26 protein-coding genes are annotated in these 26,105 nt (G+C 43.2%); 12 read left to right on the plus strand and 14 right to left on the minus strand.

Features of this window, described 5'->3' with window-relative positions; translation table 11 throughout:
• Positions 1–67: 67 nt before the first annotated feature.
• The 3 genes from asnB to K5620_RS09155 all read right to left on the minus strand — a co-directional run bounded on the left by asnB (position 68) and on the right by K5620_RS09155 (position 4,289).
• On the minus strand, positions 68–1,732 hold the full coding sequence (asnB, locus tag K5620_RS09145) for an asparagine synthase B (protein WP_016401136.1): 1,665 nt from the start codon (positions 1,730–1,732) through the stop codon (positions 68–70).
• Between the two features lie 194 nt (positions 1,733–1,926).
• A complete protein-coding gene (locus K5620_RS09150; protein WP_040307008.1) occupies positions 1,927–3,519 on the minus strand; it encodes a cation:proton antiporter family protein in 1,593 nt (530 codons plus the stop codon).
• A 20-nt stretch (positions 3,520–3,539) separates the two neighbouring features.
• Complete coding sequence (locus tag K5620_RS09155) at positions 3,540–4,289, minus strand: HAD-IIA family hydrolase (RefSeq protein WP_016401134.1); 750 nt, start codon at positions 4,287–4,289, stop codon at positions 3,540–3,542.
• A 399-nt stretch (positions 4,290–4,688) separates the two neighbouring features.
• On the opposite strand from K5620_RS09155, the gene K5620_RS09160 reads away from it, so the two are divergent.
• The 3 genes from K5620_RS09160 (at position 4,689) to lpxM (ending at position 7,140) form a co-directional block, all read left to right on the plus strand.
• Positions 4,689–5,705, plus strand: coding sequence for an adenosine deaminase (locus K5620_RS09160; protein ID WP_016401132.1), 1,017 nt, complete (start codon positions 4,689–4,691; stop codon positions 5,703–5,705).
• A gap of 67 nt (positions 5,706–5,772) precedes the next feature.
• A complete protein-coding gene (locus tag K5620_RS09165) occupies positions 5,773–6,102 on the plus strand; it encodes an antibiotic biosynthesis monooxygenase family protein (RefSeq protein ID WP_016401131.1) in 330 nt (109 codons plus the stop codon).
• Positions 6,103–6,192: 90 nt separating this feature from the next.
• Positions 6,193–7,140, plus strand: a complete 948-nt coding sequence (lpxM, locus tag K5620_RS09170) for a lauroyl-Kdo(2)-lipid IV(A) myristoyltransferase (protein WP_016401130.1) — start codon at positions 6,193–6,195, stop codon at positions 7,138–7,140.
• Positions 7,141–7,171: 31 nt separating this feature from the next.
• Here the strand turns inward: lpxM and K5620_RS09175 are convergent, their stop codons facing one another.
• The 3 genes from K5620_RS09175 to K5620_RS09185 form a co-directional block, all read right to left on the minus strand.
• On the minus strand, positions 7,172–7,861 hold the full coding sequence (locus K5620_RS09175) for a DUF2982 domain-containing protein (protein WP_016401129.1): 690 nt from the start codon (positions 7,859–7,861) through the stop codon (positions 7,172–7,174).
• A 107-nt stretch (positions 7,862–7,968) separates the two neighbouring features.
• Complete coding sequence (locus tag K5620_RS09180; RefSeq protein ID WP_016401128.1) at positions 7,969–8,262, minus strand: DUF1244 domain-containing protein; 294 nt, start codon at positions 8,260–8,262, stop codon at positions 7,969–7,971.
• Between the two features lie 87 nt (positions 8,263–8,349).
• The gene (locus tag K5620_RS09185) at positions 8,350–9,339 is read right to left on the minus strand and encodes a DUF2333 family protein (RefSeq protein ID WP_016401127.1); all 990 of its coding nucleotides are present in this window, start codon (positions 9,337–9,339) and stop codon (positions 8,350–8,352) included.
• A 290-nt stretch (positions 9,340–9,629) separates the two neighbouring features.
• Here K5620_RS09185 and K5620_RS09190 point away from each other — a divergent pair, with 290 nt between their 5' ends.
• Positions 9,630–10,175, plus strand: a complete 546-nt coding sequence (locus tag K5620_RS09190; protein WP_016401126.1) for an outer membrane beta-barrel protein — start codon at positions 9,630–9,632, stop codon at positions 10,173–10,175.
• A 90-nt stretch (positions 10,176–10,265) separates the two neighbouring features.
• Here K5620_RS09190 and K5620_RS09195 read toward each other — a convergent pair whose 3' ends face one another.
• Complete coding sequence (locus tag K5620_RS09195) at positions 10,266–11,690, minus strand: cellulase family glycosylhydrolase (protein WP_016401125.1); 1,425 nt, start codon at positions 11,688–11,690, stop codon at positions 10,266–10,268.
• 418 nt (positions 11,691–12,108) lie between these two features.
• On the opposite strand from K5620_RS09195, the gene K5620_RS09200 reads away from it, so the two are divergent.
• Positions 12,109–12,543, plus strand: coding sequence for a universal stress protein (locus K5620_RS09200; RefSeq protein WP_016401123.1), 435 nt, complete (start codon positions 12,109–12,111; stop codon positions 12,541–12,543).
• A gap of 200 nt (positions 12,544–12,743) precedes the next feature.
• Here K5620_RS09200 and K5620_RS09205 read toward each other — a convergent pair whose 3' ends face one another.
• On the minus strand, positions 12,744–13,802 hold the full coding sequence (locus tag K5620_RS09205) for a polysaccharide lyase family 7 protein (protein WP_016401122.1): 1,059 nt from the start codon (positions 13,800–13,802) through the stop codon (positions 12,744–12,746).
• A gap of 276 nt (positions 13,803–14,078) precedes the next feature.
• Complete coding sequence (yfcE, locus tag K5620_RS09210) at positions 14,079–14,630, minus strand: phosphodiesterase (RefSeq protein WP_016401121.1); 552 nt, start codon at positions 14,628–14,630, stop codon at positions 14,079–14,081.
• Positions 14,631–14,931: 301 nt separating this feature from the next.
• Here yfcE and K5620_RS09215 point away from each other — a divergent pair, with 301 nt between their 5' ends.
• Positions 14,932–15,792, plus strand: a complete 861-nt coding sequence (locus K5620_RS09215) for a polysaccharide lyase family 7 protein (protein ID WP_040307007.1) — start codon at positions 14,932–14,934, stop codon at positions 15,790–15,792.
• A 90-nt stretch (positions 15,793–15,882) separates the two neighbouring features.
• Positions 15,883–17,121 (plus strand): glycoside hydrolase family 88 protein, encoded by a 1,239-nt coding sequence (locus K5620_RS09220; protein WP_016401119.1) that lies wholly within the window; start codon positions 15,883–15,885, stop codon positions 17,119–17,121.
• A 35-nt stretch (positions 17,122–17,156) separates the two neighbouring features.
• Here K5620_RS09220 and K5620_RS09225 read toward each other — a convergent pair whose 3' ends face one another.
• Both K5620_RS09225 and K5620_RS09230 read right to left on the minus strand, forming a co-directional pair.
• A complete protein-coding gene (locus K5620_RS09225) occupies positions 17,157–17,786 on the minus strand; it encodes a GDSL-type esterase/lipase family protein (protein WP_016401118.1) in 630 nt (209 codons plus the stop codon).
• Positions 17,787–17,871: 85 nt separating this feature from the next.
• The gene (locus K5620_RS09230) at positions 17,872–18,213 is read right to left on the minus strand and encodes a zinc ribbon domain-containing protein YjdM (protein WP_016401117.1); all 342 of its coding nucleotides are present in this window, start codon (positions 18,211–18,213) and stop codon (positions 17,872–17,874) included.
• A 372-nt stretch (positions 18,214–18,585) separates the two neighbouring features.
• On the opposite strand from K5620_RS09230, the gene K5620_RS09235 reads away from it, so the two are divergent.
• The gene (locus K5620_RS09235; protein WP_016401116.1) at positions 18,586–19,434 is read left to right on the plus strand and encodes an ATP-binding protein; all 849 of its coding nucleotides are present in this window, start codon (positions 18,586–18,588) and stop codon (positions 19,432–19,434) included.
• A gap of 60 nt (positions 19,435–19,494) precedes the next feature.
• Here the strand turns inward: K5620_RS09235 and K5620_RS09240 are convergent, their stop codons facing one another.
• Both K5620_RS09240 and K5620_RS09245 read right to left on the minus strand, forming a co-directional pair.
• Positions 19,495–19,863, minus strand: a complete 369-nt coding sequence (locus K5620_RS09240; RefSeq protein ID WP_016401115.1) for a DUF4345 family protein — start codon at positions 19,861–19,863, stop codon at positions 19,495–19,497.
• A 55-nt stretch (positions 19,864–19,918) separates the two neighbouring features.
• A complete protein-coding gene (locus tag K5620_RS09245) occupies positions 19,919–20,863 on the minus strand; it encodes an SDR family oxidoreductase (protein ID WP_016401114.1) in 945 nt (314 codons plus the stop codon).
• A 174-nt stretch (positions 20,864–21,037) separates the two neighbouring features.
• Between K5620_RS09245 and K5620_RS09250 the strand changes: the two genes are divergently transcribed.
• The 3 genes from K5620_RS09250 (at position 21,038) to K5620_RS09260 (ending at position 24,277) form a co-directional block, all read left to right on the plus strand.
• Positions 21,038–21,925 (plus strand): AraC family transcriptional regulator, encoded by an 888-nt coding sequence (locus K5620_RS09250; protein WP_016401113.1) that lies wholly within the window; start codon positions 21,038–21,040, stop codon positions 21,923–21,925.
• A 13-nt stretch (positions 21,926–21,938) separates the two neighbouring features.
• A complete protein-coding gene (locus K5620_RS09255; protein ID WP_016401112.1) occupies positions 21,939–22,370 on the plus strand; it encodes a gamma-glutamylcyclotransferase family protein in 432 nt (143 codons plus the stop codon).
• 245 nt (positions 22,371–22,615) lie between these two features.
• Positions 22,616–24,277, plus strand: coding sequence for a SulP family inorganic anion transporter (locus tag K5620_RS09260; protein ID WP_040307006.1), 1,662 nt, complete (start codon positions 22,616–22,618; stop codon positions 24,275–24,277).
• Positions 24,278–24,420: 143 nt separating this feature from the next.
• Here K5620_RS09260 and K5620_RS09265 read toward each other — a convergent pair whose 3' ends face one another.
• Entirely contained in the window at positions 24,421–24,975 is a 555-nt protein-coding gene (locus K5620_RS09265; RefSeq protein ID WP_016401108.1) for a DoxX family protein, read from the minus strand.
• A gap of 99 nt (positions 24,976–25,074) precedes the next feature.
• Here K5620_RS09265 and K5620_RS09270 point away from each other — a divergent pair, with 99 nt between their 5' ends.
• Entirely contained in the window at positions 25,075–25,965 is an 891-nt protein-coding gene (locus tag K5620_RS09270; protein WP_016401107.1) for a LysR family transcriptional regulator, read from the plus strand.
• The last annotated feature ends 140 nt before the right edge of the window (positions 25,966–26,105 follow it).

The raw sequence follows: 26,105 nt of genomic DNA on the forward strand, positions 1-26,105 counted from the left end.
TACGCGCAATAAAAAAACCGATGCAAAGCATCGGTTTTTTTGTTTAAAGCGGTAAAGATTTTAGTAACTAGTAAGCTTCGTTGTGAACCGATAGTACTGCGCGACCAGAAGGATCGGCGTTGTTGGCAAAGCTCTCATCCCAAGCAATCGCTTCAGGAGTTGAACAAGCTACAGACTTACCGTGAGGTACACATTCTGCTGCAGAGTCCTGTGGGAAATGTTCTTCAAACATGCTGCGGTAGAAGTACGCTTCTTTAGTATCTGGCGTATTAATTGGGAAGCGGAAAGCCGCATTCGACAATTCTTGATCAGAGACTTCCAATTCAACCAATTCTTTTAAGCTGTCAATCCATGAGTAACCAACACCATCTGAGAATTGCTCTTTTTGACGCCAAGCCACTTCAGCAGGTAAGTAACCTTCAAAAGCTTCACGTACAATGTGCTTCTCAATTTTATCGCCGGCACACATCTTAGCTTCTGGGTTTATGCGCATTGCAACATCCATGAACTCTTTGTCTAAGAACGGTACACGGCCTTCAATGCCCCAAGCAGCAAGAGATTTGTTAGCACGGTTACAATCGAACATGTGCAGTTTCTCAAGCTTACGTAGGGTTTCTTCGTGGAACTCTTTTGCGTTTGGCGCTTTGTGAAAGTACAAGTAACCACCGAAGATTTCATCAGCACCTTCTCCAGAAAGTACCATTTTAATGCCCATCGCTTTAATTTTACGGGCCATTAGGTACATAGGAGTAGACGCACGAATGGTTGTTACGTCATAGGTTTCAAGGTGGTAAATAACGTCTTTAATGGCGTCAATACCTTCTTGAACGGTAAAGTGAATTTCGTGGTGCACGGTACCTAAATGGTCAGCAACTTTTTGTGCAGCAATTAGGTCTGGCGAGCCTACTAGGCCAACTGCAAATGAGTGCAGTTGCGGCCACCAAGCTTCAGAATTGTCATTATCTTCAACACGCTTATCTGCATACATTTTAGTAATTGCAGAAATAACCGAAGAATCCAAACCACCAGAGAGTAATACACCGTACGGAACGTCACACATTAACTGGCGTTTTACCGCAGCTTCTAAAGCTACTTTTAAATCTTCTACACTAGCGTCGTTGTTTTCTACGTTTTTGTAGTCCATCCAATCGCGCTTGTAGTATTTAACAGGTTCGCCGTTCTTGCTGTATAAGTAGTGACCAGGAGGGAATTCGCTCACTGTTTTACAAATAGGCGTCAATGCTTTCATTTCTGAAGCAACGTAGAAGTTACCGTGCTCATCGTAGCCAGTATAAAGAGGAATAATACCAATATGGTCACGACCAATTAGGTAGGCGTCTTCTTCAGAGTCGTATAAGCAGAAACCGAAGATACCGTTTAGGTCGTCTAAAAACTCAATGCCTTTTTCTTTGTACAAGGCCAAGATGATTTCGCAGTCAGACTCTGTCTGAAATTCAAAATCAACATTAAGCTGAGCTTTAAGATCTTTGTGGTTGTAGATCTCACCATTAACCGCAAGAGCGTGAGTTTTTTCGGGATTATAAAGAGGTTGTGCGCCGGTATTTACGTCTACGATAGATAAACGCTCATGCACTAAGATGGCATTTTTTGAAGTGTAAATACCTGACCAATCCGGGCCACGGTGGCGTAAACGTTTTGACATCTCAAGTGCTTGCTTACGCAATACACTGAGGTCAGATTTAATGTCTAGAACTCCAAATATGGAACACATACTCTTCCCTTAACTACTTTGTGTTTACTCTCGAACAAATGGTACTTCGCCATTTGTTCCAATATTGCCCTCAATTTGCCAAGATCAGAAATTATTGCAAGTCCTGAATGACATTTTTTGCTAAAAAAAGCCAGAAAACTAAGAATTATTAACAAACTGGCTATTTTTGTAAGTTTTTTTGCAAATTTTAAGCTTTATTCTTGTGGTTTATTGCTATCAATGAGTTGCGAGTGTACGTGGTCGGCAAAACCCGCACCGGCCTCATTGTAGAGGTTGAAGACTTCGTCTGCGCCAAGGCGCTTTAGCTTTTCAACATCATCGGCGAACTGCGCAATGGCGGCAATTTTGGCATTAAACTCACCTTTCTTAAGTTGCTTTAATGCGTATTGGTTACCATGGTGATGGGGCATTGCCAGTAATACCAGTTTTAAATCTTTTGAGGGGGCTAACTTTTCCCAAAAATCGGAGTCGGTAGCGTCACCTTGAATCACTGCTCGGCCACTTTCAATTTGGTGCTGGATTTTCTCAAGGTCGGTATCAATACCGATAACCAAATCGGGATAGTGTTGCTGCAACATATCGTAGGCACCTTCACCAATTCGGCCCATGCCTAATATTACTACCTGCATTTGCCCAAGCTCGATAGGTTGGTCTTCTAAGTGCAACTTAGAGCGCTGTAAGCGTTTTAGGCTTGGGCGAATAAACTGGTAAATGATATCGGCGTTTTTATGGATAGGAGCAGCAACCAAAAAGCTAATACTTACAGCCATTGCTAAGGTTGCCATCCAGTCGCCATGTAGCCAGCCAAGTTGCACTGCAACAGCTGTTACAATCAAGCCAAATTCGCTGTAGTTTGCCAAGCTCACAGCACCTAGAAATGCGGTTCGTGAACGTAACCTAAATTGCAGTAAATACAGCAAATAAAATGCTGTTTTTATCACGAGAATGCCCACTAAGAACAGCGCGATATAGATAGATTCGAAGCTTAACTCACTGGATAAACCAATCGATAAGAAGAAGGCAACTAAAAAGAGTTCTTTAAAGCTAAATAAGGCTTTTGCCATGCCACTTGCAGCGGGGTGGCCTGCTAGCAACATGCCTATAATTAGCGCACCTAAATCTGATTTAAGGCCAACGCTGTCGAATAGTTGCGCGCCTAAAACAAAAGTTAAAAAGAAGCCTAAAACTAGCTGCAATTCGCCGTGGCCTACGCGGTTTAGCAAACGATACAACACTGGGCGTAGCGGCAATAACAGCAATAGTAGTGGCGCATACATGGTTGGAACTTTGCCAGTGGTAGCAGCCAGAAATACTACCGCAAAGATGTCCTGCATAATCAATACACCAATAGCCACGCGGCCATACAGAGCATTCATTTCACTCTTGTCTTCTAATACTTTTACTGCAAATACTGTACTGGAAAAACACAATGCAAAAGACAATACAACAATACCAGTGGTAGACAGCTCACCAATGCTGCTTATACCGAACCATTTAACAGCTGATAGCGTGCCTACAAACAGCAGCATGTTGGTTCCCATATGCGCTGTTGCGGTTCCCCAAACTTCACGCTTAAACAAGGTACGTATATCTAGTTTTAACCCAACGGTAAACAGCAGTAATGTTACACCTAAATCTGCTGCTGTAGAGATCAATTCATTTTGTTCATAACCCATTTCGCGTAAGGCAAAACCGGCAGCCAAAAATCCAATTAGAGGGGGTAAGTGCGCTAAATGAGCAAGAAATCCTGCCAAAAACGTCACTGTTATTAGTATAGAAATATCCATTAAGTGCTAAATCTTTATCGTTATATTATGTCGATTGCTGCCACGTTAGGGAAAACATAGTTCGGTCTAAAGGGTACCATTTCAATGTCGGCTTCACTGCTCACACCAGATAGTACCAAAATTGTTTCTAAGCCCGCTTGAAAGCCAGCCAGTATATCAGTGCGTAGGTTATCACCAATTATCACGGTGTCGTCTGCATGTGCGCCAATTTTATTGAGAGCCGCACGTACAATCCAAGCAGAGGGTTTACCAACGACAAAGGGTTCGCGCCCGGTAATTCGTTCGATAGGAGCGCATAGTGAACCACAAGCTGGGCTCATGTTTGGTCCGTGAGTGTCTGGGTTGGTGGCAATAAACTGCGCGCCTTGTGCAACAAATTTTGCAGCATGTTGAATCATATTCCAATTGTAGTTTTTGGTTTCGCCCACTACTACAAAGTCGGGGTTAATGTCGGTGATGGTAAATCCAGCGCTATAAAGTTCATGAATTAACGCGCCTTCGCCAATAACATAGGCTTTGTTACCTTCTTGGCGTTTAAGAAAATCTGCGGTAGCCATCGCTGAGGTATAAAAACAGCTTTCTGGAATATCAACTCCAGCAGTTTGAAAGCGGTTCTGTAAATCTTGCGGAGTTTGAGCAGGATAGTTAGTTAAAATTACTAGCTTGGTATCGTTAGCCAGTAAACGCTCAATAAATGCTTTGGCTCCATCTATCAGTTGGTTGTCATGTAGTAGTACACCATCAATGTCACAAATAACTGCTTTGCTCATTCTTTTTCCTTAGAACCCTATAATCCGTAGTTCAGAGTAACGTAGTGTGACTAAAAAGCGCTAGAGAAAAATAACCTAACGGCAACAAATAGCTTATATTCATGAGGGGCTGTTTAACTTTCGAGCTGAATTTTGCAGTAGTTTGAGGGTTATTTATACAAGGTAGAAGCTTTAATGTGTAGCTAGCCTACATGAGAAGCTGATAACGCCGTAGAAATAAGCCACAAACGCTGCCCAAAGGGTTCGGCTAAAATAGTTTTATGCTTTGTTAAGGCGTACTTACTTAGAGTGACTAGGTTACGCACGCCTTGCCGCGCCTAAAACTATTTTATCGCGAACAAAATTTAATCGCGAAAATTTAACAGCCCCTTATCTCCAAGCAGTTGAAGGAAAAGATTGATGTTTAATCAACAAGATTTTATTAAAAAAATAGCAAAGGTTGAGCTGCATTTGCACATTGAAGGTAGCTTAGAACCTGAGTTGATGTTCAAGCTAGCAAAACGAAACGATATTACTTTGCCTTATGCCAGCGTCGAAGACTTAAGAAAAGCTTACCAGTTTAATAACCTTCAAGAGTTTCTAGATTTGTACTATCAAGGTGCAGAAGTGTTGCAAACAGAACAAGACTTTTTCGATTTAGCTTGGGCTTACTTTGAAACCTGCCACCGCGATAATGTATTACATACGGAAATATTCTTTGACCCGCAAACTCACACTGAACGCGGTATCGCAATATACACAGTGATTAATGGGCTGGTGAGGGCTAAGCAACAAGCTTTTACCCAGTTTGGAATAACCTGCGAATATATTATGTGTTTTCTGCGTCACTTATCGCAGGACTCTGCAATTGAGACTTTAGAAGCGGCTAAACCTTACCTTAAACATATAATTGGTGTGGGTTTAGACTCTAGTGAACAAGGTCATCCTCCTGAGAAGTTCCAACAAGTGTTTGCGATGGCAAAGCAACTGGGGCTGCAAAGAGTGGCTCATGCAGGAGAAGAAGGCCCGGCAGCCAATGTGGCAAATGCTTGGCTGCTATTGGATGTTAGCCGAATTGATCATGGCGTTCGCTGTTTAGAAGATGAAGTTTTAGTTAAAGAACTTGCCGCCGCTCAAATGCCATTAACCGTTTGTCCGTTTAGCAACGTAAAACTAAAGGTGGTTGAGCACTTAAGTGAGCACCCATTACCGAAAATGTTGCAGAAAGGCTTGGCGGTTACTATTAACTCAGACGATCCTGCATATTTTGGTGGATATTTACTGGATAACTTGCAGGCCTGCAGTGAAACTTTTGCCTGGAGCCCGCTACAGATTGCCCAGCTTTGCCAAAACGCTGTTGCCGCAAGTTATGCCAGTGAGCAAAGAAAAAGTGAGTTAAGTCAACTAATTGATAACCGTTTAGCAGAGTTTAGCTAGAGACCTTGTGTTTTAAGGCAGGCTACAGCCATAGTTATGTTAAGCGAGAATAATAAGGAGATTGTCGATGTTTGTTGTGTTGTTTCGTTGGAAGTTAAATGAAGAGCATATTCAGTCCTTTAAAGAAGGCTGGTCAGAGATTATTCATTTTAATATTGATAAGTGTGCCGCATTGGGATCGCGTTTGCATAAAGCCTCCGACGGCACGTGGATTTCTTACTCGCAGTGGCCTAGTAAAGACCATTGGTTACGCTCTAAAGAAACTGAATCTATGGTATTAGATGCACGCCAAAAAATGCGTAAAGCGATTATTTGGCAAGATGAACCCTTATTAATGGCGCCACAACTTGATCATTTCGTATCGAGTAACTTGGATGCGACACACTCTATTTTGTAACTCACCGCCTTGAGTAAACTTGCTTTAGCGCCACTGCAGAGTAAACTGGCGCGCAGTTTTATCAATTTCTTAAGGTAGTGTTGTTAGACTATGTCGAAGTTTGAGTCTCAAGCATTTTCTATATCGTTTTCCAAAACATGGTTAGCCCCTAAGCATTGGGGCACCTGGTTGGTGGGCGGACTCATCATTCTGCTGGCCTATGTGCCGGTAAAGCTACGAGATAAAATTGCCGTAGCTATTGCCAACCGTATCTTTAACCTTAAAGCCTTGAAGAAACGCCGTGCAATTGCCGACACTAATTTAAAGCTGTGTTTCCCCGATATGACCGCGCAACAGCGCGAGCAATTAATGCAAGAAAATATGCAGATTTTTGCTCAGCTTATTTTGGGAGCGGGCGAGATGTCTGTTCGCTCAAAACGTTATCTGCAGAACCGTATTGTGGTTGATGGTGAAGAGCATATTCAAAGTATTCTTGATAATAATGAAAACTTTATAATTCTATTACCACATACCTACCCAGTGGATTTTCTGGGGACTTATTTTTGTACCCGAGGCCATGATATGTGCACCATGTTTAAAAAAACTGGTGACCCCATTGTTGATTGGGCGATGGCAAAACAACGTACTCGTTTTGGCGGCGTTATTTTTGAACGTAACGCAGGTATTAAAACGCTGATCAAAGCAGTAAGAGCCGGTTTTGGGTGTATCTATTTACCAGATGAAGACTTTGGTCCAGAAGCCAGTTTAATGACGCCATTATTTGCTACTAAAAAAGCCACGTTGCCGGTATTGGGTAAAATGACCAAATTAAGTGGCGCAAAGGTGGTGCCTATCTATGCGGGATACGACAGCGAACTGCATAAAGTTAAGTTGTTCATTCATCCTGCTATGCAAGACTTCCCCAGCAAAGATGTTGCGCAAGATACCTTGCGAATGAATCAAGAGGTAGAGAAGTTAATTTCTCGCTCGCCAGAGCAATACATGTGGACTTTAAAGTTATTGCGTACCGTTGAAGGCAGCGATAAGCCGCGTTATTAATTTGGTAATCGTTCTCTAGCGAGCTAGGTGATTATGCGTTGTGCTCGCGCAGAGTTTGGCTTTTGTAGTTACGCACTAAGCTAATGAAATCTTCTGGTTCTCGGTCAAGAATATCTTGCTCAATTAATAGATCATAACCAGTGAGCTCTCGAAGCTTTTTCATTCTGTTTGCGAACATTCCGGTGAGTCCGGTGTAAATTTTCCCACTGCTTGATTTAAAATAATCGTCTTCAATTAAATGATCACTCACTTTACTGTCTTGGCAATGTGTACAGCTTCTTCGCAAGGATGCGAGCAAGGCCGCTCTTTGCTCTGTGAGTAAATGTGCTGATAGGCGAGGGGACAGACTGTCGAGTAAATAATCTGGGTCACTCAAACGTAAGCCAACGTAATTCATATCGTGCCAATTAAGTCCATCACTTAACCTTGGGACATCGATACGTTGTAGTTTATCCCAGGGCAAACACCAACCACCGTAACGATGGTGAAATTGAATGTGGTCATAGCACAATACAACTGAATACACCGGTTGCATCCATTTTTCTACGCCAACTCTAATCCCCAGGTATGCTAAAAAGAAAATCACCGAGGCTATAAGTGACACCAATACCGCAGGAACGTAGAGGGTACTTATCCCAATAAATACTAGCAGGGAGCCAGCAATAACTAGGGTTTTAGCGTTGTTGCTGGCCTTGCTTTTTATCCATACTGATTTTGGCATTGTGTTACCTCAATCATTTACCGTGATACTTAGATATACGGACCGGATTGGCTAAATGTTCATTACAATGGTTAGTGAAAGAAGAAAGCTCACTTCACCATAGCGTATTACTTTTTAGAGGCTTGTTTAGCGTTGAAAATGGCCATTTGCTCATCGGTTGCTGGCAGTTGGTGGTGCTCTTTCCATTCTGAGTATGGCATGCCATACACTTTTTCTCTTGCTTCATCATAGTTAAGGCTTTCGCCTTGCTCTTCAGCCGCTGCCATCATCCACTTGGCTAAACAGTTTCGACAAAAATCAGCTAAGTTCATCAGCTCAATGTTTTGTACTTCTTTGTGTTGGTCTAGGTGTTCCAGCAAACGGCGAAAAGTGGCAGCTTCAATTGCTTGTTGTTTGTCCATGTTACTTATCCTTGGTAAAAGTTAAGCCAGTGTAAATGCACAAAAGCAGCGAATCAACGCTGCTTTTGGTATTTGCTAGTAGCTAATTTAGCCTTTGGTAAGCAAATTATTTAGATTAATAATGGCCGCATTGGCACGTGATACATAGTTAGCCATTACTAAGGAGTGGTTAGCCATGAGGCCAAAACCTGTGCCGTTTAAGATCATTGGGCTCCATACGGTTTCTTGGGTCGCTTCTAATTCGCGAACAATTTGGCGAACCGCTACTGTAGCATTCTTCTTCTCTAACACGCCTTTAAAGTCTACTTCTATTGCTTGGAAAAAGTGCAACAATGCCCACGCTTCGCCACGCGCTTCGTAGAACACGTCATCAATTTTCCACCAAGAGGTTTTCACCATGCTTTCTGATGGAGCAAAGGTAGACTGTGCAGCACCTTCATCGCCCACTAAGCTAGTGTTAATGCGCTCTCGGCCTACCGAGGCCGAAAGCTTTTGCGACATGCTTCCCAGGCGGGATTGTACTTCGTTAAGCCAGGTAACTAAGTTGTCGGCACGAGCATAAAACTGCGCATTTGGGTCTTTAGGATCGGCTAATTGGGCGCGATAAACTGCAAGGGCATCTATAGCATCTTGATATTCGCGCTCTGCACTTGGAAGCTGCCATGAAGTATGGTCAATATTGAACTTAGGCTGGGCGATTTTAAGCTGGGCATGTTCTACCGATTGTGCTTGAGAGCGGCTAAAATCTTTACGCATAATCAGCGATAAATCTCGAACTTGGTTTAATGCACCAAGCTCCCAACTTGGCATATTGTCCATAAACACACTGGGGGGCATTTTATCGTTACTTAAGTAACCGCCCGATTTGTTTAGCAGGGTTTCGGCCACAAACATCAATGCGGTGGTAGTAGCATATCCGGTTACCGCTTCTTCACCGTTTGCCACTGCTTGCTCAAGTACATATTCTTTGACCTCGATTCGGTCTGGCTCAATGCTCCAAAACACTGCAATGATGTAGTTAATGATGAAAAACACCAAAAAGAAAACAACAACCTTACGGCCAGTAAGCTGAAACATAAATACATCCTCAACAAGATTTATGTTCTCAGCATAGTCAAGTAAGCAATTTAATCAATAGCTTATGCAAAATCTAATTGCGGTGAGACAAGAGAGCTTTAACCGCCATACCTTGGTTTTCTAGCTAGGTTGCGAGCAGTAAACTCAAAGCACCATCAAGTATTCAGCAAATTATCCTAATGATTTGAGCTAAAGCAGTGCTTACGGTTTTTTTAAGGACAGATAACTGCCATTATCTGCCGCAGATTATTGGTTTACAGGGAGGTAAGGTTTAAAAGGTTGAGAATTTCGTGCACATCTCTAAGTTAGTAAAACCCAGTATTACAGTATTTGCCCTCACAATGTCTGCTCAGGCTGTTGCCCAACAGCAACAAGAAAACACCAACGCTTATCCGTGGGCTGCGGTATTTCTCGATTACCAACATCCCGACCAACCTATGTTGGGCTTGACCGTAGCGGTAAATCATTACGACAAAAGCTACCCTAATTGGGGTTACTACCTCGGTTATGGTAGATCAAAAGAAGAAGACTTAGGCTTTGAAGCACCTGCAGAAGGTAAAAGAGACTTAACCATGTTAAGGCTAGGGGTGAGTTACAGCCTTTCCAATAATCTAAGTGTTTACGGCGGTGGAGCAATGTTAGAAGACACCACCGAATACACTGACGGTATTACCCAGTTTTGCACCGACTGTAAGCCAGAATGGTATACCGATACCAAGCGAAACTGGGGCGGCGAAGTTGGGCTTCGTTATGCTTTAACTCGGCATTTAGTGTTTGGCATTGGTTATAATTCGGTGACAGAGGGTGGGGTATTTAGTATTGGTTATCGCGGTTAACAATCACGCTTTGAATGCTGTCTCCAATACTCTAAGGTTGCCCGCGACGGAGTAGTCGCGGGAAGTATAAAGTAGTGGGTTTTAGTTGCGCTACTTACAGGCTGCATTGATTTGGCTGCTGTCGTTACTGCTGTACTCGCAGGAGCCTTGAATAATGCACTGATAAAGGTTGTTGTTGTAGGTATTGGTGCGGTGATCATAGATCATAAACCAACCGCCATCGTCCCACACAGAAGTGGGAATGCCTGCTGCTTTTGCATGTTTAGAGTCCAGTAATTCATACCAAGCTCTAATATTGTTGCAATCCATTTGGCTTTTATATTTTTGCCAATTAGTACCCCATTCACTGATGTAGATTGGCATACCTTGACCCACACCGTTTGCCCATTGTTGCATGGTTCTAATTGGGTCACTAATGTCAGATTCAGTCCACTTAGTCGATAAGTTACCTTCACCGTGGTAAGACCAAGGATTGTAATGGTGGAATGCGGCCATCACATAGGGGTCATTGCCCCCTCCAACAGCGTCTAAGTTTGGCCAGGTTCGCGCCATCTCATGAGCGCCAAACCATTGGTTTCCACCAATTACAACAATCCGATTTGGACTCTGTTCTCTGATCTTGTTATATGCCAAACCTGTCATGTGGCGTAGCTTTGACGGAAGCATGGCTTCGCTATTACTTAAGTGCGGTTCGTTTAAAATTTGAAAAATGAGGCGGTTACTGCGGTCTTTAAATAGAGCACTAATATCAGTCCACAGAGTTTCTAACATCACCGCATCACTATTGTCTTTGATTACGGCTTCATGGTGAGCATTGATAACTACGAACATATCTTCATAAGCTAGGGCATGGTCGACAGTTTTTATTATCTCTTTAAGGCGAGCATTGTTAAGGTCTATTTTTCCTGATTCGTTAGCAATGGTTGAACCTGATATCTCTATGGTCCAACTAATCGGAATTCTGACATTACGATAACCTTGCTCGTAATAAGCATCTATTTTTCCTGAAGCTTCGGTTAGGGTAGCCGCATGTTGTTGGTTGTCGAACATTTGCCCTAAGTTAAAGCCGGTGCCCATTGCTGCTGCAGCGTCTATAGCCGTTATAGCAGGTTGTTCACTGGGAGGTGGTGGTGTTTGACTAGAGCAAACATCACCAGTAAGCGCTGGTTGTTCCGCATTGTTGCCGTTCATGGTTCCTTGAATACCAAATTCAACCGACTCCCCTGGCTTTATAGTCGCGTTCCACGAAAGGTTACTTGCGCTGTATGGGTTATCTCCACTTAAAACCGTATTCCAGCTAGAGCTAAGTTGAGAGCCTTGTTGATATTGCCAATTAACTTGCCAACCCTCGATGTTAGTTGAATCGGTATTTGTAATGGTCACCTGTGCCTGAAAGCCTTGGTCCCATTGATTGGTTATGGAGTACTCGCAGTCGGCCGCAACTGCAAAAGGCGAGATGAAACCAAGTAAAATCAGCTTAGCTGCGAAGCGGTGGTATGTTCGACATTCGGGCATTTTAGGCTCTCACGTTTGAGGGTGAAGTTAACAACTTACTTAAAGATGATGCTACCCGAGTTAGCTAAGTAAAAAAGTTGGAAAGCCGCATAACAGCCTGAAATAGATAGGTAAATTTCTTGTTGTTTCATGGTCAGTATGAGCTTGCTCACAAAGCCGCTGAATAAATAAGAGAAACTAGCTGTGTAGCACTTAACAGTAATTATCTACTTGTCAAAAAAAGGGAGACTAAACCATGAATGCTGTTAAGCGAGCGGTAATGTTGGTTTTATGTTGTCTCTAATACATTGTTTTGAAGCTAATAATGACCAAGCTCAAGTTAGCTTCAAATATTCCCTTGGCATGTGCGCCAAGTCCGTCTAAGGCGTATTTCCGCTGCTAAGCTTAAAGTGATTAAATAAACTACGAGGAGCACATCATGAGCTATCGTCACATTTTAGTCGCCGTCGACCTCTCTGAAAACAGCAGACGAATAATCGATAAAGTCATCCTGCTAGCGAAACCACTCGATGCAAAAGTATCACTGATTTTTGTTGATGAAAGCGCTAACGATTCAGCATTCAGTGGGCTAATTGATCTTGATTTAGCCGCCATAGAACCAATGCATCCTAGCCTTAAAGAGTTTGCTAACAAGCTTAACGCCTTGGTGGTGGATACTAATTACACCATTGAGAACCAGTTTGTTATGCAAGGTGATTTAAGTGCCCGCTTAGATGAAACAGTGGCCGAGGTAGGCGCTGACTTAATCGTATGTGGTCATGATAATGGGTTCTGGCATCGTTTAGCGTCTAAACATCATGAGCTGGTTAATAACGTCTCGATAGATCTGCTGGTTATACCTATCGATCAGTGAGCGGTTAAGCATCATACTCATCGGGTGTAACTAAAGCCTGATGAGTATTTCTTTGTTTAACGCCTCTTCTCTACTACGCTTTTAGGCCTTTATTGTTGACGAAGGCTTAAGTGTTATAGCTTTACTTGTGATTAAAAAGCCCTTGGCATTTTCATGCCAAGGGCTTGTGTTTATAAACGGAGTTGTTTGCTTATTTAGCCTTATTGAATAAGGTTAAGTTTATAGAAGCTTACTTGTGTGTAATCACCAGCATCTAAGCCATTATTGCTGCAGCCCGAGCTCCAAGTATTGGTTTTAGGTTTGATATTGCACTGGTTGTAAGCACCTGCTTTAAAGTACATCCAATCTTGCGCGTAGCTGGTATCTAAGTCTGAAGCAGAGTTAGGTTCAGCTAAGTTAACCTTATACGTGACAACTTGCTCATTGGCTTCACCTGGGTTTTTGGTAAATGTGAGGTTCATTATGTTGTCAACAATATCAACGTCATAAGAGAACAATTCACCCAGCTTGATGCCGCCAACTGGATCTTTATCGTCTTTGGTTAAGTTGTACTGGCCGAAGATGTTATGAGGAATATCGAAACGGTCTTTCTTGTCTTTAGGATTAATTTCATAGTTCCAGAATAGCGAACCATGCTCATGGTTTGGCAATTTGCGGAAGAAGATCTTTAAAGGTTCATTATTTGAACCATGGATCTGGCCAATAACCACCGAGTGAGCACCCATTTTTGCATCGTTACCACTTAGGCTTACATGGTCAACACTTAAGGCTGCGCTCATGCGTCCGCCAATAGAGCCGTAAGCTGCCGCATTGTCGTGAGAAGCCAATACAAAATTGGTGCTTGGATCTTTATACCCAGTAGGTAAGTTCACGTTTAACATTGCGCGTAATTCACTACGAGCGTTTTTACTGTTAGGAGTAGTCACGGCTTCATTAGGTACTTTAAATACCATGGCGCCAGTTTCAGCGTTGGTGTAAAACCATTCTGGATGTGAGAACGGATTTTCTGCATCGTTTAGTTGAGATGCATACACTTCCATGGTTTTACCTTCGCGCTCAGGCTTGGTATCAGGGTAGGGTAAGTTAATTTTCCACTTACGCATTTCGAAGTTTTGCGCCGGGGCTTTAGAGGCATCCAGCTTCGACATCAATTCAAGCTGGTAATTGGTCGGTGTATTCGCTGCGCCAGCTGCGCCAGCTGCGCCAGCTGTACCTGCAAACAGTGCAGCTACGGCACAAGCGACATAAATCTTTTTCATGATAGTTCCCTGTTAGTTAAATGTAACTCGTAGACGGAGTTTTCGTGAACAGGGAAACGTTATAATACTATTGTATTATTAAATATGATGACCTTGGCAATTATTCATATTGCTCTTTGTTTTTGAGAGTTTCATTTATAAATTTTGCTGTACATCACAGTTTGTGGGATGGAAACAGTTTGGTTCACTGCGCAATGTTCGCCGGTAAACACGACGATTTTAACTGTAAGTCAAAGCAAATTAGTGCTAACAGAGCCTGGCTCTGCTAGCTGTCGTTTAGTTTTTATCTAAAGGGCAGCTCAGTAGCTTTTGGTGATCAACAAGACTACATACTTGTAATTGCTGTTCAGTGATTAATGCGTAACTGGCTTGCCAATCTTGTCGAGGCATAGATACCGAGCCGGGATTAAGCACAAAGTGCCCGTCTTGTTGTTGGGCTTGCGGAATATGGCTGTGGCCGCTCACCAATATATCTCCAGGGCTTAAAGGCGGCAGTTGGTTTGGTCCATAATTATGGCCATGACACAAAAATATTTTGCGTGTTCCTAAAAGCATTTGGTTGTATTCAGCTAACAATGGAAAGTGACACAGGGCTTGGTCTACTTCGCTATCGCAATTCCCTCTAACCGCAATAATTTTATCAGCGATGTTGTTTAAGTCTTCCGCTACTTTTAAAGGTGCATAGTGAGCGGGCACGGGGTTACGAGGCCCGTGGTTAAGTACATCGCCCAAGCTGATTAAATGCGAAGCTCCGCTGCGTTTAAAAGCGGCTAAAGTGAGTGTTAGGGCTTGGTAGTCGCCATGAATATCAGAACATACAAACAGCATAAGTTGTCCTTTGAGTGAAACTGAGAAGAGCTGCTAAAGCCAATTTAGCGCCTTGGGCGTTTATTTTAGCGCTTTAAATAGGAAACTGAACAGGCAAGAACAACTAATAGTGAGAACTCCCTACGCCAAGTCTTAAGAACCCAACAACGAAAAATAATTCCGCTCATCTAACAATTCGTTAAGCTAGTTCTAACTCATTACTTTTGAGCCTTGGTGCACACTATCGTGTTAAGTGGCTTTTATTGTTGTTCGAATATGCTAAATATTTATTAGTATGATGATATTACATTAATGAGGGCTTATGAAAAACCATATACTCGCTCTATCTGCTTTACTAGCTGTTTCCACATTGGCTTCAGCCAATGTTCAGTTTTCTGATAACAACGGTAGCTTGGGCGAGCCGGTTAACTATCCTCAGTTTCAACATGTTTTAAGCGAATCTGAGCTGCAAATTTCAGATGCTGAAGGTAAGAAAGGCAATAAGGAATACTTTGCGCTAGATGGAGATTTTACTGGTATCGTGAGTCCTTACTTTTATGTAGATAAAACAAGCGAAGCCCTGGTCTTCAAAATGAAGAACGATCATTTACGTAATGAAGTTCGGGTGCATAAAAACTTCCGTACCGATTTACCCGATCATTTTTACTCATTACGCGCCGACGTTGAAATGATTGACCCTGAAGCTTCAATGAAAAACTCAGACTCAAAACAAGATGAGATTACTTTTCTACAAGTACATAACAAGGGCTTAGATGACGAAGGCACACACAATGTACCGCACCCCTTATTGAGGGTGGTATGGAAGCGTGATGCTAATGGCGTGAAAGGGCATTTTTGGGCAATCATCAAAAACAATGCAGTCATTTGCAAAGGGTCCTTTGGTAAAAAAAACAAAGACAAAAATATGTGTAAGCCTGATGTTGCTTATAGCCACATTGATTTGGGTAAAGCGCCGACAGGTAAAACTACCGCTTTTGATATTACCGTAGGCAACAAAACGCTATCGGTTGACGTAGACGGTACCAACCTAGTTAAGCACGACATTGATTATTGGCGTCACCTGTTAAGTTACTTTAAAGCCGGCGTATACAACCAATTTACCCATGGTATGAGTGAAGCACATTTCTACAAGCTTGAGTACTCAGCAGCTGAGCCTAAATAGAAGCCTGCACCTGGTTAGCTCTCGCGTGCCACCTCCCGAGAGCCCTTAGCCTGCTAGCAGCTATTTACCGTACCAAACTATGAGGTAACTATGCCCCTTTTTTCCATTAAACACGCCAATCTTAAAAACGCTGTTGTCGCAGGATTAGCGGTAAGCATGTTGTCTGTAAACGCACAGGCGGTAGCCAGCCAAGCGCCCCCACAAAGCGTGATGGCGCTTATCGAAAGCAAATCTGAACTGCTTGCCTCCGAGGCATTAAACAGTAACAAACATTGGTTTACAGCCTATACCAATGAAGCGGGAAAATGGCAGCATGAGTACTCGAAAAACTGGTGTAGCGGATTTATACCGGGCATCTTTTGGTATCTAAATGCACTAAGTAATAATGGCCAATGGCAGCAGTATGCTGAGCATTGGACAGAAGGGGTAAGGTCGCGCGCCTATGCCACTGACAATGATACTGGCTTTCAAATTTTTAACAGTTTTGGTTTAGGTTACACCATGGGTAAAAAGCCTAGCGATGATTACAAGCAAGTATTGATAGATGGTGCCTCTACCTTAGTGAAACAGCGTTACAACAAAGATATCGGCGCATTTCGGTCTTGGCGGCAGGGGATTAGTAATCCCACTCGGCTGCCTTTTGAAGTCAATATTGATCAATTGATGAATATGGAATTGGTGCTTTGGGTAGGCAAACATGCCAACAAGCCCGAATTCACCAAGATGGCGATCTCACATGCAGATAAAACCTGGGAGCACGGCGTAAGAGAAAATGGCAGCACCTACCATGTAGTGAGTTATAGCCCCAGTGGTGAAGTAGTTAAGAAAAGAACTCATCAAGGCTGGAAAACGGAATCAACTTGGTCAAGAGGCCAAGCTTGGTCGGTTTATGCTTATGCTATGTATTATCGTTACACGGGTTTAGAACGGATGCTAGAGCGCTCAATCAAGTCTTATGAATACTTTATTGAAAGCACCAAACAACAAACTCAAGACTTGGTGCCGTATTCAGACTTTGACGCTCCAATAGATGATGATAACCCTCGAGATAGTTCTGCTACGGCGATTGTGGCATCAGCACTCATCGAGCTTTATAAGATTACTCAACAAGAGAAGTACTTAAACGACGCACAACAAATGCTAGCGTCACTTTCTACACCTAAATACTTAGCAATGGACAATAACTACCAAAGTATTTTGCTGAAAGGCTCAGAAAAATGGGGCGAGCCAGAAGTCGGCACTATTTTTGGCGATTACTTTTTCATAGAGGCTTTATATCGTTGGCAACAATGGGCGCCTCGCAAGCTGCCTAAGCATTTTGGTTTGTAATGATTAAAAGCCTCTTCGTGAGGCTTTAGTTATGCTTACTGGTAGATAAACGCCAGTTTTGCCGCAAGCGCTTCAGCAAGTTGCTTATGTTGCTCAGGGCTTAAATGAACGCCGTCTTGTTGTTTAAGTTTAATAATGCTGTTTACATCAAAAAACGCGCAGCTAAGCCTTTTTGCTTTAGCTGCGAGTAAGCCAGCAAGTAGCTGAGACTTAGCTTGCGAGCCTTTAAAGTGCTGACCGAAAGGGCCTGTTTCATCTATTGCTGGTGGAGCAACTAACAACACCTTGGGGCTTGTTATTCCTTGGTTTACACAGTGCTGGTCTAGCTCAACAACCATTTGCTCAAGGTTGTCACTTATCTGCTCTACTGCAAGTTGAAATTCTGGATAAAAATCATTAGTGCCTAACATCAATACTAAGCAGTCTGGCTGGTGCTTTTGGGTGTCTTGCAACAAGGCATCTATGCCGCTGCTCAAACCAAAGCTTGATGAACTGGGATAGGTGGTTCTGCCGGGTTGTCCAGCTTCAATAATTTGGTAAGGCTCGCCAAGCAAGTTCTCCATAACCCGCGGCCAACGAGAGTTGGCTGGCATACGTTGCCTACTAGCAGGAGAGTAACCCCAAGTATTAGAGTCGCCAAAACACAGTACTTTATTGATTGCCAAAGTGTGTTCCTTATTGTTGTGTGGCTAAAGAGTATAAAAAAACCTGCTAGTGCAGGTTTTTATTTAGCGATAGAACTGAGTTCACCTAGTTTTGTTTTCTAACAAATTTAGATTTAAGCATCATGTGGCCGTGACCATCTACCTTACAGTCGATGTCATGATCAGCATCTACAAAGCGTTTAATTACCGCTTTAGTACCAACTTTTAGCACTAACGACGACCCTTTCACTTTTAGGTCTTTAATCAGGGTAACTTTGTCGTCTTCTGCCAGTAAATTGCCTACAGCGTCTTTAAGTACAATGGCATCAGGGTCAACAACAACTTCGTTAGGGTTCCACTCATGCGCGCATTCAGGGCAAATAAGTAGTGAACCATCTTGGTATACATAGGCTGATTCACATTCTGGGCATGGAGGCAGATCGCTCATGATATTTTCTCTTTAATCTTTAGTTTATGGTGGCAAAGCGAAGGTAACGCTTTAAGCCATAGCAGTACTAGTAAACTAGTACCTAATATTTGTAGGGACATTATAAGTAAGAATGACTCTGCCAGCTAGCGCTTAGCTAAGATTGCTGCGGGTAATGGCAGTATCTGAGTAAATTTTCACCCTTGGATGGCCTTTCAACACATTCCAAGTATGTAGTTTAAAACTGTCGCACTTAGCACAAAGCTTACATTTACTTGTTTGCTTTATTTCATCTCTCTTTAGTTTGAACGAAATATCAGCCACTTAAGTTATGTTTTCACTGGCTTTGATATTGCAGCCTAGCTTTCAATAAGCAGAAAGTGTGGGGAAGCTATGTTACGCGAGATAATAGAAATAGATGAAGCGCTATGCGACGGATGTGGTCAATGTGTGCCTGCTTGCCATGAAGGTGCCTTGCAAATCATCGACCAAAAAGCTCGCTTAATTAGCGACTTAATGTGTGATGGCCTAGGTGCTTGCTTGGGACATTGTCCCACAGGCGCAATGACTGTGGTAAAGCGTGAAGCTAGCGCTTATGACGAACGAAAAGTCATGGAAAACATCATACAAGGTGGGCCAAATGTAATTAAAGCCCATTTAGAACATATGCTAGAGCATCAAGAATTTGATTATTACCAAATCGCCTTACAGGTATTGGCGGAGCAGGGAATAGATGTGCCCTCTCACAAACAATTGTCCGATGAGGCCTCAACTACAGGCTGCCCCGGTAAAAAAGAGCAGGTGCTTGTTCGAGATAAAGGTGAGCCAAACCAAGTATCAAGTGATGGAAGTGCGCCAACTAGCGCCTTAAGCCATTGGCCTATTCAATTACATCTTATTAACAGCGCCAATCCAGTTTTTGTGGGCGCGGACTTGTTACTCGCTGCCGATTGTAGCGCGTTTGCCGCAGCCGATTTTCACAGCAGCTATTTAGACGGGAAAAAGCTACTTATTGCTTGCCCTAAACTAGATGAAAACCAAGACGCTTATGTGGAAAAACTCAATATGCTTATTCGCTATGGTCAACTTAAAAGCCTGACTATTTTGCGAATGGAGGTGCCTTGCTGTGGTGGACTCTCTAAGTGGGTGAAAAATGTCTTAGCTAAGCTAAAGCAACCCTTAGAGAGTGTTGAAATAACCATCAATAAGGTAGGAGAGGTGGTCGCCACTAAAGCACTTTAATGTAGTGTGTTATGTATACTTAACAAGCCAGTTCCTCAATAAATTGGGTCTCGGGCTTTGCTATGCCCGAACGCTAAGGTACCACCACACCAATGGCGCCAACAATACTAACTCTAAGCCTACATATAACCATTGTTTTGTTACCGAACCGTCTAGCATTATTCCTATAAGTCTTGCCACAAGTAGGCCAAACATTAGTGATGCGCTAGTAGCGGCAAGGCTTGTCACCCAAGGCTGAAATTGATGATGAAACATTAGCAAACAACCAAAACCAATTAACAGACCCCACCAAATTCTTCGTTCAATTGCATCAAAGGTATTGTCGGGAATTGCCTTGTTACTGACTAATTCTGGATTAGATACCAGCACAATGCCGGCAATGATCAATGCGATGCCAATGCCTCGTAACAATAAGCTAGTTTCTATCATTTTTTGCTCCTGTGGGGCTAAGTATTACTTTAAACTTGGTCGATTTGAGTCAAGCTTATAGTTTCCAGTTAAACGAGGTGTTTTCTTCAGATAACTGCCAAAGTTGCTGAGTCATTTGTTGGTCAAGTGCTACCTCATCTAATAAACATTCACCCACCGGGCCAACGGTATCGGCGCGCTTGGTAGGGCCATAGAGTTTGTTTATCGCTAAGCCTTGTTTGGTGGCACACATTACCTCTGGCCATGCGCCTTTTTCGGCAGATTGTGCGATTAGTCTAGACAGTAGAGCCCAGAGTATTTTGTTAAACGTGCTAGCTGTGTCTTTTAATAAGTTAGTTCTCGACGCGCCTGGGTGACAAACGTGTACTTGTACATGCTTACCTGAGGCTTTAATTCGTCGCTGCAGTTCATAGCCAAACATCATTTGCGCGAGTTTACTTTGAGCATAAGAGTTCCATGCCGTGTAATTAGCATCGAAGTTAAGATCGTCAAATTGAATTTTCTTTAAGCCCATTTTGTAGGCGTTACTGCCTACTATCACAATACGCCCTTGAGATGCCTCTAATTGTTCAAATAACAAGCCACACAGAAGAAAGTGGCCAAAATGATTAACACCTAATTGGCTTTCAAAGCCGTCTTTTGTGAATTGTTGTTTGGCAACTTGCGCAATCGCGCCGTTACAAATAAGCGCTTCAATGCTGTTGGTGCTCTCTAGTAATTGTTTAGCTGCGCGCCTAACCGAGTCAAGCTCAGCCAAATCCATTTGAATATAGCTAAGATCAATATTACTACCCAGCTGGGCTTTTAACTCTTCTATGGCCGCGACAGATTTAACAGGGTTTCGATTTAACATTACTACCTTTGCGCCTTTAGACAGCAAGATGCGAGAGGCTTCAAATCCGGCACCACTGTTGGCGCCAGTAATTACGTAGGTTTTTCCTGTTAGAGAGCCAATCTGCTCTGGTGTCCAAGCTATAGTGGTAAGTTGCTTAATTGTCATTTTCTAACCTCTTGATTCAGTCTTCGGAGAGTGCAACGAAAGTTAATTGCACTACCTTATTTGTCGTAGTATCTTTGCTTAGGAATGACTTTAACTCTCACTGTGTATGGTTAGTAGGCGTATTTGACGCTAATATTTGCCTATTTGTGTCAACTGTGATTTTGGGAGGGTGGTGTGTTTAGGCAAGAAATAAAACAGCTGATAGAAAGTCGCATCAGCGATGAAGGAATGGTTGAGACAGGAGTAAAAGGGGTTCATCTGTTTAAAGTGACCACTGCTATCCCTTGTGCTCCTGCGGTTTATGAGCCGACAGTTGTGGTTATTGTCAGTGGTAAAAAAGAGGCGATAATCGAGGGGCATCATTATGTCTACGATAGTAGCCAATACTTGTGTTGCACCATGTCTATGCCAGTAGAAGCGGGTACACCAGAAGCCTCGCCAGAAGAGCCTTTGCTCGGTGTGTACATCTCTCTCGATACCAAAGTAATGACCGAGCTAGCCATTGAAATGGAAAGCTCAGCAACGGTGATAAAGCATCCTAAAAATAGCGCGCAAGGCCTATCGCTAGCTAATTGGGATGACAACTTCTCTGATGCCCTATTAAGGCTACTACAATTGGGCGATAACCCGAGGGACAGTGCTATTTTAGGTGCTAGCCGTTTACGTGAGTTTTATTATGCGGTGTTAAAAGGTGAAGCGGGCATCTCGGCGCGGCGCGCCTTTGGAGTTGGTAACGAAATTGCCCGCTCTATTGAGTACTTATCTAAGCGTCTTAGCGAAAATGTCACCATTGATCAGCTTGCTTCTCAAGTTAGCATGAGCAGAGCGGTATTTCACCGTAAGTTTAAACAAGCAACGATGATGTCGCCGATTCAATTTATGAAGTCGATGCGCTTGAATCAAGCCGCTATGAAAATTGCCGCAGGTAATAATGTCAGTGAAGCGGCAATGGCCGTTGGTTATGTTAGCTCATCCCAATTTAGTCGGGAGTTTAAAAGGATGTATGGGCAATCTCCTAAACAGTGGAGCCAGTCTAAAGGCCTCTTAGAGAACATCACTTAAGGACGATAAACATATGCACAAAGTGTTTGTATTTGGCACGCTAAAACAAGGCTTCCCAAATTTCAAATTTAACCAAGGCATTCGCCATGGCTCTGATTATGTAAGCAAAGAAAGTTACCCTTTGTATTTGGTGGGTAGCCGTTACTCGCCGTGGTTAGTGCTTGATAAGGGCAAAGGCCAGCCGGTGAAAGGGCAAGTTTTCTTAGTCTCGGACCAAGTGCTAGCAGAAATGGACAACTTAGAACGTGTACATGAGCCAGATGGATATCGAAAGTTCAGTATTCAGGTGGAATGTGTGACATCAGGAAAAGAGTTAGCCGCCATTGTATATGGCAAGCCGCCAGAGATGGTGGCAACAGCAGACATTAGGCTTGAATTAGCTGGGGAATACCTACTAGAGCATGCCGATTTATATCGAAGCAGAAAGAAATTAGTAAGTTGTTAGGCGCTTTCCTTATTGGGAAGGTGACTCGTTCTAGTTTTTGTCACTTGGTGTTTGTATGTTTTGGCTGTGATGCAGCCGCTGTAGTCGCCGCTTTTAATGCTATTTGACTGCTTAGCCTCTGTAAGGCGTAAGAGAAATAATTAATAACCGCACTATATTCAGTGTTTTAATTCCAAAAGAATTCAATACAATTGGGGCGTCCAAGCAAAAGGAGTAGCGGTTTGGTTAAGGGTAAGTTTGAATCAATGAACATTAAGGGCGATTTGTTTGGTGGTGTTACCACCGCTATCGTCTCACTACCAATGGCTTTAGCGTTTGGTGTTGCATCGGGAGCAGGGCCTCAAGCGGGTCTTTGGGGCGCCATTTTAGTCGGCTTGTTTGCCGCGTTATTTGGCGGTTCGCGAACCTTGATCTCAGAGCCAACCGGCCCGATGACCGTAGTAATGGCGGCGGTACTTACCACCATGATTGCCAAACACCCAGAAAACGGGCCCGCCATGGCATTTACCGTGGTGATGATGGCCGGGCTATTCCAAATCGCCCTTGGGGCACTTAAGCTTGGTAAATACATTACCTTGATGCCTTATAGTGTTATTTCTGGCTTTATGTCTGGCGTTGGGGTAATTCTGGTCATCCTTCAATTGGCACCCTTTTTAGGCCAGTCTACTCCCGCTGGTGGAGCTTTAGGTACCTTACAGGCGATTCCCGACTTAATTCGAAACATGCACTTTGGCGAGTTCCTACTAGGGCTGATGACCTTAGGCGCACTTTTATTCATGCCTAACAAATATAAAAAAATAATCCCCCCACAATTGGTCGCGCTGGTGGCGGTGACTTTAGTGTCGATGCTGCTCTTTAGTGACGAGGGTATTCGCCGTATTGGAGAGATCCCAAGTGGCCTACCATCGATTATTTGGCCCACTTTTACTTGGGGCCTGCTTAGCGAAATGCTGGTTGATGCTTTAGTACTAGGAACATTAGGTTGTATCGATACTCTACTTACCGCAGTAATTGCCGATAGCTTAACCCGCAAAGAACATGACTCTAACCGAGAGTTAATGGGGCAGGGCATAGCAAATACGGTTTCAGGCCTGTTTGGGGGCTTGCCTGGCGCAGGCGCGACTATGGGAACTGTGGTGAATGTTCAGGTGGGCGGAAGCTCTCCGCTCTCTGGCATTGTGCGCGCGGTAATTCTGCTCTTGGTTGTGCTGTGGTTAGCCCCGCTTACCCAGCCTATTCCATTGGCCGTTCTCGCGGGTATCGCTATGTATGTTGGCCTTAATATTCTCGATTGGAGCTTCATTAAACGCGCCCACCGAGTATCTTTAGTGCCTACTTGCATCATGTATGGTGTGCTATTTCTTACCGTTTTTGTCGATTTAATCTACGCCGTAGGCATTGGAGTATTCCTCGCCAACGTAATTACTATTGAAAAGCTGAGCCGAGTTCAGGAAAAAAATGTTAAAGCGATATCTGATGCCGACGACGGTGTGCCACTTGAAGATTCAGAACGGCAGTTGTTAGACCAAGCCAAAGGTCAGCTATTGTTTTTCTACCTCTCAGGGCCAATGATTTTTGGAGTATCAAAAGCCATTGCCAGACAACACGCCGCGGTTGAGCAGTACAAAGTAATGGTGCTAGATCTTAGTGCGGTACCGATGATTGACGTTACTGTGGCGCTAGCGCTGGAAAACGCCATGCGTGATGCCTTAGATGCTGGATGTGAAGTGTTCCTCTACAGCCCTAATGAGCAAACCATGCACCAGCTAGAGAAGATCCAAATCCGCGATTGGATAGATGAAGATCATATCGTAGATAGCCGCACTGAAGCCTTAGAAAAAGGACTAGCGGTGGTGCAGCGTATAAATGCTGAGTCTGAAGTTGTTCAACAAGGCTCTGCTATTTAACTACTACTTGACGTGGATACCTAAAAAGCCGCGCTGGAGCTAGCTCTCCAGCGCGGCTTTCGCAACTTACCGATTTTAATTTGGGATTCAGCAACGCTTGGTTTGAGGTGGTTTGAGTCATTTAGCTTAGGCTTATTAGGTCTCTAGGCTGCGTATGGATCTTCTTTATCAGCATTAAGCATTTTTGTAGTTGCTGTTTCTGACATTATGAGAGAGAACTTCAGGGCAACTGACGCTCCGACTAGGAATGGAATCGCTGTTTTCAAAGAAAACTGAAAGTCCAGCATATCCGCAGTAATAGCAAGATTAGTTGGTAATTCTGTCAACCAAGCAAAGTGACTAGCAAACAGCACTAACGCCAAGCTGCCGCATAGTAGAGCAGGAATACCAAACTGGAATGAATCAAATTTGAGGTGGTAGAGGAAAGCACCAAGGCTTAAGAAAAACAGTCCACTCGCTGCCAATGTACCTAAGACATGACTTCCCGCAAGCAGTAAACCCAGCGCACCAAGCAGCTCAGCAACGCCAATCAGAGTATATACCAAACCATTCAAACCATACTTTTTCATAAAGCCTAATTGAAATGGCACAATGTACTGATGCCAACGACTTATTTTAATTGAGCTGGTAAAAAGAAATAGCGTGAACAAAAAGCCCGTTGCTAAATATGTAAATGTTTGGTGAATAAACTCGATCATGTTTGCGTCTCCTGTCTAAGTGCCTTCAGTTTAATCATTCCAATACACTTAGATAAATGCTACTTTTTTGATAGTTAATATTCCTGAATGGAATTAATTATGGATAAACATGAGTGCATTAAACTATTTGTTCGTACCGCAAATTTAGGCAGCTTTACCGCAGCAGCCTCTGAGTTTGGCATGACCCAAGGTGCAGTAAGCAAAAAGATTGCTTGGTTAGAGGCAAAAGTCGAGTTCAAGTTGTTTCACCGTAGTAGCCGCACCGTTAACCTCACTCAGCAAGGATACGATTATCTTGAATACTGCGAGCAGCTGATTGAAGAGTTCGCTTTAGTTGAAGCAAGAATTAAGGGGGAGCTTTCCGAAGTAAAAGGCTTACTAAAGTTGTCCGTACCTAGTGCATTGGCCACACAGCTGCTTGTAAAACCGATTAATGATTTTATGAATATGCATCCAGAGATAACCTTTAATGTGTCGGTAAACGATCAACAAGTGGATTTGATTGAGGGGGATATAGATATTGCACTTAGAGCTTCTGTGTTGGAAAGCTCTGGCTATAAAGCACGCCACCTCTTTGATAACCGAGCAATTTATACGGCCTCTCCACAGTATCTAAATTCGCATGGTATCCCAACGAAAGCAGAAGAACTCACGACACATCGGTGTTTAGTATATACCCTATCAGCAAGATCTCATGTTTGGGGGTTATCAGACAGGCAAGGTAAGACATACAGTGTGCCGGTCAAACGCGCTTTTTCCAGTGACAGTCCTGAGTTACTAATGCAAATGGCGCTCTCTGGTCAAGGAATTACCTTGCTGCCTGATTGGATGGGAAGAAAGCACATTGAAGGTGGACGCTTAGTACAAGTTTTAGATAGTTATAAATCGATGAGCTTACCAATGTACGCAGTATTTAAGTCTGACGATTATCAACCTTACCGTGTTAGGGCATTTATTGATTTTTTAGTGGAATACTTTAATTCACTATAGAATTTCATGCCTAGGGCACTTCTGGTTTAGACGTACTTAGTTAAGCTCAAGCTTATTTGTGTCCAAAAGTAAGTTAGTCGATTCTCGATGTCGTAAAAAAACCAGCATTACGCTGGTTTTTTTGTTGGGTCAGGTGTTAA

The organism is Agarivorans albus (assembly GCF_019670105.1).
In the GTDB taxonomy this organism is placed as follows: Bacteria; Pseudomonadota; Gammaproteobacteria; order Enterobacterales; family Celerinatantimonadaceae; genus Agarivorans; species Agarivorans albus.

Excerpts from the sequence above, each read along its gene's own strand:
- asnB (WP_016401136.1), bottom strand. The coding sequence starts at position 1,732 with ATGTGTTCCATATTTGGAGTTCTAGACATTAAATCTGACCTCAGTGTA.
- K5620_RS09150 (WP_040307008.1), bottom strand. The coding sequence starts at position 3,519 with ATGGATATTTCTATACTAATAACAGTGACGTTTTTGGCAGGATTTCTT.
- K5620_RS09155 (WP_016401134.1), bottom strand. The coding sequence starts at position 4,289 with ATGAGCAAAGCAGTTATTTGTGACATTGATGGTGTACTACTACATGAC.
- K5620_RS09160 (WP_016401132.1), top strand. The coding sequence starts at position 4,689 with ATGTTTAATCAACAAGATTTTATTAAAAAAATAGCAAAGGTTGAGCTG.
- K5620_RS09165 (WP_016401131.1), top strand. The coding sequence starts at position 5,773 with ATGTTTGTTGTGTTGTTTCGTTGGAAGTTAAATGAAGAGCATATTCAG.
- lpxM (WP_016401130.1), top strand. The coding sequence starts at position 6,193 with ATGTCGAAGTTTGAGTCTCAAGCATTTTCTATATCGTTTTCCAAAACA.
- K5620_RS09175 (WP_016401129.1), bottom strand. The coding sequence starts at position 7,861 with ATGCCAAAATCAGTATGGATAAAAAGCAAGGCCAGCAACAACGCTAAA.
- K5620_RS09180 (WP_016401128.1), bottom strand. The coding sequence starts at position 8,262 with ATGGACAAACAACAAGCAATTGAAGCTGCCACTTTTCGCCGTTTGCTG.
- K5620_RS09185 (WP_016401127.1), bottom strand. The coding sequence starts at position 9,339 with ATGTTTCAGCTTACTGGCCGTAAGGTTGTTGTTTTCTTTTTGGTGTTT.
- K5620_RS09195 (WP_016401125.1), bottom strand. The coding sequence starts at position 11,690 with ATGCCCGAATGTCGAACATACCACCGCTTCGCAGCTAAGCTGATTTTA.
- K5620_RS09200 (WP_016401123.1), top strand. The coding sequence starts at position 12,109 with ATGAGCTATCGTCACATTTTAGTCGCCGTCGACCTCTCTGAAAACAGC.
- K5620_RS09205 (WP_016401122.1), bottom strand. The coding sequence starts at position 13,802 with ATGAAAAAGATTTATGTCGCTTGTGCCGTAGCTGCACTGTTTGCAGGT.
- yfcE (WP_016401121.1), bottom strand. The coding sequence starts at position 14,630 with ATGCTGTTTGTATGTTCTGATATTCATGGCGACTACCAAGCCCTAACA.
- K5620_RS09215 (WP_040307007.1), top strand. The coding sequence starts at position 14,932 with ATGAAAAACCATATACTCGCTCTATCTGCTTTACTAGCTGTTTCCACA.
- K5620_RS09220 (WP_016401119.1), top strand. The coding sequence starts at position 15,883 with ATGCCCCTTTTTTCCATTAAACACGCCAATCTTAAAAACGCTGTTGTC.
- K5620_RS09230 (WP_016401117.1), bottom strand. The coding sequence starts at position 18,213 with ATGAGCGATCTGCCTCCATGCCCAGAATGTGAATCAGCCTATGTATAC.
- K5620_RS09235 (WP_016401116.1), top strand. The coding sequence starts at position 18,586 with ATGTTACGCGAGATAATAGAAATAGATGAAGCGCTATGCGACGGATGT.
- K5620_RS09240 (WP_016401115.1), bottom strand. The coding sequence starts at position 19,863 with ATGATAGAAACTAGCTTATTGTTACGAGGCATTGGCATCGCATTGATC.
- K5620_RS09245 (WP_016401114.1), bottom strand. The coding sequence starts at position 20,863 with ATGACAATTAAGCAACTTACCACTATAGCTTGGACACCAGAGCAGATT.
- K5620_RS09255 (WP_016401112.1), top strand. The coding sequence starts at position 21,939 with ATGCACAAAGTGTTTGTATTTGGCACGCTAAAACAAGGCTTCCCAAAT.
- K5620_RS09260 (WP_040307006.1), top strand. The coding sequence starts at position 22,616 with ATGAACATTAAGGGCGATTTGTTTGGTGGTGTTACCACCGCTATCGTC.
- K5620_RS09265 (WP_016401108.1), bottom strand. The coding sequence starts at position 24,975 with ATGATCGAGTTTATTCACCAAACATTTACATATTTAGCAACGGGCTTT.
- K5620_RS09270 (WP_016401107.1), top strand. The coding sequence starts at position 25,075 with ATGGATAAACATGAGTGCATTAAACTATTTGTTCGTACCGCAAATTTA.